Source organism: Sulfitobacter sp. HI0129 (genome assembly GCF_001635395.1).
Taxonomy (GTDB): domain Bacteria; phylum Pseudomonadota; class Alphaproteobacteria; order Rhodobacterales; family Rhodobacteraceae; genus Sulfitobacter.
In genome coordinates, this window is the sequence record NZ_LWGH01000067.1 from 1 (window position 1) to 366 (window position 366).

Genomic DNA, 366 nt, shown 5'->3' on the forward strand with positions numbered 1-366 from the left:
AATAGGTACGCCATTGCCCCTCGACCGCCATGGCGATCTGTTCGTCGGAAATACGGTCGAAGTCCCATTCATGATGGGCCGCGATATTTTCGACGATATCGATGGGGTGGATGTCTTCTTCAAGGTACTGCTCGGACAGGGCCATTTCGTCACCTCTATATATTCGACCAGCGTAGGAGCTGTCAGCCGCCCCCATCGCTAGGTGCTTTTGCTACAGGGCGTGTGACCGTGCACATGCCCTACAAGATATGGTGGGGGTAAAAGTAGGGTTCTGGCAACCCTTTTTCTGGGGATAACCACGAATGTTGGGGGATAACCGCAATAAGCTGTGGACGGAATCGTCACGACCACAACATACGGGATAGG

General features: G+C 53.3%; 1 protein-coding gene. It reads right to left on the reverse strand.

Annotation, left to right across the window (positions count from 1 at the left end; genetic code table 11):
- Window positions 1-145, reverse strand: a 145-nt coding sequence (locus A3764_RS00670) for a YbjN domain-containing protein (RefSeq protein ID WP_150122013.1), incomplete at its 3' end; no start/stop codon positions are given.
- Window positions 146-366 lie beyond the last annotated feature (221 nt).